This window comes from Aliirhizobium sp. YIM B11859 (assembly GCF_057163345.1).
Map to the genome: position 1 here is coordinate 1 of NZ_JBXHAY010000037.1, position 3,903 is coordinate 3,903.

Below are 3,903 nucleotides of genomic sequence, written 5' to 3' on the forward strand. Positions count from 1 at the left end.
AAGCAAAAGCTTGCGCTTGGCGCGGGGTGGAGCAGCCCGGTAGCTCGTCAGGCTCATAACCTGAAGGCCGCAGGTTCAAATCCTGCCCCCGCAACCACTGAAACTTGCAAATTCTCCCATTCGGGAAACTTCCGCAAAAGCTCCTCGATGTAAGCCTCGAGGAGCTTTTTCTTTTTGTCCTCCGTGTCGATCTCGCCAGACGCAATGCGGGTCAGGAGATCATTCTGGGCGGCAGTGTCAATCGGCTTGGTAACGGGACCCCGTATCAGCTCCCAAAAGGGACCCCTGCTTCTGGTTGCATCGGGTCAGCGCGCGTAGGCCCGGAGCTTTCAGTGTAGCGCAGCGGCCTTCGGGCGCGGGTTGTTTGTCTTTTCGGCTTTAGCTTTGAGAGCGGTTCTTGAAGCGCCAGGATTCATTTCCGGTCTCGACGATCTCGCAGTGGTGTGTGAGCCTGTCGAGCAGAGCGGCTGTCATCTTGGCGTCGCCAAACACGGCCGGCCACTCGCCGAAAGCCAGGTTGGTCGTGACGATGATCGAGGTCCGCTCGTATAGCCTGCTGATCAAATGGAAGAGAAGCTGGCCGCCGGCCTGAGCAAACGGGAGATAGCCGAGTTCGTCCATGATGACGAAGTCGAGCCTGGTGATGAAGTCGGCAAGCCGCCCCTGTTTGCCATTGCGTGCTTCTGTCTCAAGCCGATTGACGAGATCGACGACATTGAAGAACCGTCCCCGTCCCCGTCCCCGTCCCCGTCCCCGTCCCCGTCCCCGTCCCCGTCCCCGTGCTCCGTTGCGGATCAGGGCACGGGCAAGCGCGATGGACAGGTGGGACTTTCCTGTGCCGGTCCCGCCGACCAGGACGATGTTGTGCTGCTCCGCGAGGAATGCTCCGGTCGCGAGCTGACGCACCAGCCCTTCATTGACGGGCGTGTTTGTGAAGTCGAAGTCGTTGATATCCTTTGCGAGTGGTAGCTTAGCGATGGCGATCTGGTATTTGATCGATCGAGACTGCTTCTCGGCGATCTCCGACTGCAAAAGGTCGCCGACGATGCGCGGCGGTTCGTGCTGCCGCTTGATGCCAGATGCCATTGTCTCGTCATATGCGCTGCGCATGCCGAACAGCTTCAGCGTACCCATCATGTCGAGGATTTGGGAGCGTTCCATATCAGCTTGCCCTTCTGAGACTGTCGTAACGTGCGCAATCGGCCAAAGGCTCATGGGTCAGGCGAAGCGCATCGGGAATGGAAAGGATCGCGGCCGGCCGTGGATCACGCTTGCGGGCCAGAATATTGATGATGACGGCGGACGAGAACACGCCCTGATCAACGCCTCCTGGCAGGCCGCTTCAACGGTGGAAAGCCCGTCCTGACCGACACATTCCAGGATCGACACCATCTGACGGTCACCATCATGCATGGCCTTCAACCGGCGGCGAACCTTCTCCATGGCGGCAGGTAAAACCCATTCGTGGAACGGCGCGCCGTTGCGTAGCGCGCCCGGCTTGCGGGTCAGGACCGGAATGTAATGCCATGGATTATAGATCGTCTCACCCCGGCTGAAGTTGCGGTCATGGCGGCCGATCTCGACGCCGTCCTGGCGGATGATGATGCGGTCGGCATAGGCATGTATCTCCGCCGGGCGACCGACCGCCGTGGATAGCACCGAGTATTTGTTATTGTCGAAACGTACCAGGCAGGTCTTGCCGATCGAGGCCTGCACGGCATGGAACCCATCGAACTCGCCGGGATAGCTGATCATATGTGGTCGCTCGGTATCGAACACTTCCCCCATATCGTGCGGCTCCGTCTGATCGACATGTTTATGAGCGCGGGCATAGCTGATGCACTTATCCAGCAGCCAACCGTTCATCTCGTCGTAGGACTTGAAGCGCAGTCGCGGCGTGAAGAAGCGTTCCCGCACCAGATTGACCTGGTTCTCGACCTGGCCCTTCTCCCAACCAGATGCCGGCGTACAGGCCACCGGCTCGACAAGGAAATGGCTGCACATTTGCAGGAAACGCCGATTATATTGCCGTTCCTTGCCGACGAAGACCGTATCCACCGCCGTCTTCATATTATCATAGATGCCGCGCGTGCAGGCTCCGCCGAAGAAGGCGAACGCCTTGTCATGGGCATCGAAGACCATTTCCTGCGTCTCACGCGAATAGGCCCTCACATACATCATCCGGCTGTGGCAGAGCCGGACATGAGCCACCTTCACCGTTGTCGTCACGCCGTTCAGCACGACGATCTCGTGGCTCCAGTCGAACTGGTAGGCCTCGCCTGGAGCGTAATAAAGCGGCACGTATGCTTGCGCCGTCACGGCCCCGCGCTCTTTCGACCATGTTCTCGCATAACGCCGAACGGTGTCGTAACCGCCTTCGTAGCCGAGGTCGCGTAAATCCTCGTATATCCGGATCAGCGTCAGCCGTTCGCGTGACGTCTTGGCTTCGTTCGAAAGCAGTATTCGATTGAGCTGATCGCGCCATGGACCGAGCTTTGGCTGCGGTTGACGGGTCCGCTCGTATTTGAACTCCGTTTCATCGGTGCGCAAAACCTTCCGCACCACTTTCTGCGATACGCCCAGCTCCCGGCAGATCCCTTTGATCGTCTTGCCCTGAACATGGGCCAGCCGTCTTATCTTCAGAATTGTTTCCACAATAAGCATCCAAACAAAAAGCCTCTGATGAAACCGGAGGCTGTTCTAACCCCATTCGCAAATGGGGGTCCCGTTTGGATGCCGATCACCCCAAATGCGGGGTCCTTATTCCATGCCTAATCACAGTTTGAAGTTTCGCAAACCAATGTTATCGCTCTCAATCCAGGCTGTCGCTGCGTGGTGAGTGCGGCCTATGTTATTCGCAATTATAGACTCACATTGAACCGCATTTATGGCTTGTCTCGTTGACGGAACTGATTGTGTAAAATAGGTGGCGCCAAGGCCGGTTTGTTTTACGGACATCATCTCGGTAATCGAAGAATTACCACATCGTGAAGCGGAGCAGGCCACGCGGGGACCAGCCTTGTCGGTTTGAACCTGATCCGGCCGATGGTACTCAAAGGTTGCCCTGGTTCCTTTCCCATATCCGGGACAGTGACATGCGCTTTCCTCTCTTTGGAACAAGATCCACGTCGCTTACCAGCCTCGCGCCACCGTCCCGCTTTTCAAGAGTAATCTTTCGGCTGTGAAACGCCTCAAGTTCTGCTCGGTGACCAACACTTAATATCGTGACATCCGGCAACTCACGGATGACCGTCTCCATGATTTTGTCCTGGCTCTTGTCATCCAGCGCCGATGTCGCTTCATCCAGCACGACGATATCAGGGTCATTCAGCAGCAGCCGGGCAAACGCCAGCCGTTGTTTCTCGCCGCCGGACAGAGTGTGATCCCAAGGAGCTTCTTCGTCGGTCTTGTCCTTGAGATGTCCGAGGCCGACCTTCTCAAGGGCGGATCCGATGTCCTCGGTGCTCCAGCTATCTGCCTCTTGCGGATAGGCGACAGCCCGGCGAAGTGAACCAGTTGGGATATAGGGCTTTTGCGGAAGCATGAACAACCGACTGTCGGTGCGGAAGTTGACACTTCCTTCGCCCCAAGGCCAAAGCCCGGCAATTGCCCGCACAAGCGTGCTTTTGCCAGAACCGGACTCTCCGGCCACCAGCACACGTTCGCCCGGTTCGATCTCCACCTCTGTCTCCTTCACCACAGCTCTGCCGTCACCCAGAGAGACGGACAGATCGTGAAGGCTCAGCATAGTGTCGCCGAGAGCTTTGCCTCTTGTGATGCGGCCAAGGCTGTCGCTGGTCTCGGCGCGTTCGAGGCCATCGAGCGACATCATCAAAGATGCGACGCGGCGGGCACAGGCGTTCCAATCCGCAAGGCGAGGGTAGTTGTCGACCAGCCACCCAA

The 3,903-nt window shown here is 57.8% G+C and carries 2 protein-coding genes, 1 tRNA gene and 1 pseudogene; 1 reads left to right on the forward strand and 3 read right to left on the reverse strand.

The window, feature by feature from the left end:
- Window positions 1-20: 20 nt before the first annotated feature.
- Window positions 21-97 (forward strand) — tRNA-Met (locus AC2GXZ_RS32435).
- Window positions 98-378: 281 nt separating this feature from the next.
- On the opposite strand, the gene AC2GXZ_RS32440 is transcribed toward AC2GXZ_RS32435, so the two are convergent.
- From AC2GXZ_RS32440 to AC2GXZ_RS32450, 3 genes and pseudogenes are all read right to left on the reverse strand, one after another.
- On the reverse strand, window positions 379-1,161 hold the full coding sequence (locus AC2GXZ_RS32440) for an ATP-binding protein (RefSeq protein WP_483763364.1): 783 nt from the start codon (window positions 1,159-1,161) through the stop codon (window positions 379-381).
- Window positions 1,094-2,664, reverse strand: a pseudogene (istA, locus tag AC2GXZ_RS32445) (IS21 family transposase). Before istA ends, AC2GXZ_RS32440 begins: the two are co-directional and overlap by 68 nt.
- 388 nt (window positions 2,665-3,052) lie before the next feature.
- The coding region (locus AC2GXZ_RS32450; protein ID WP_483763365.1) for an ATP-binding cassette domain-containing protein at window positions 3,053-3,903 on the reverse strand (851 nt) is incomplete at its 5' end.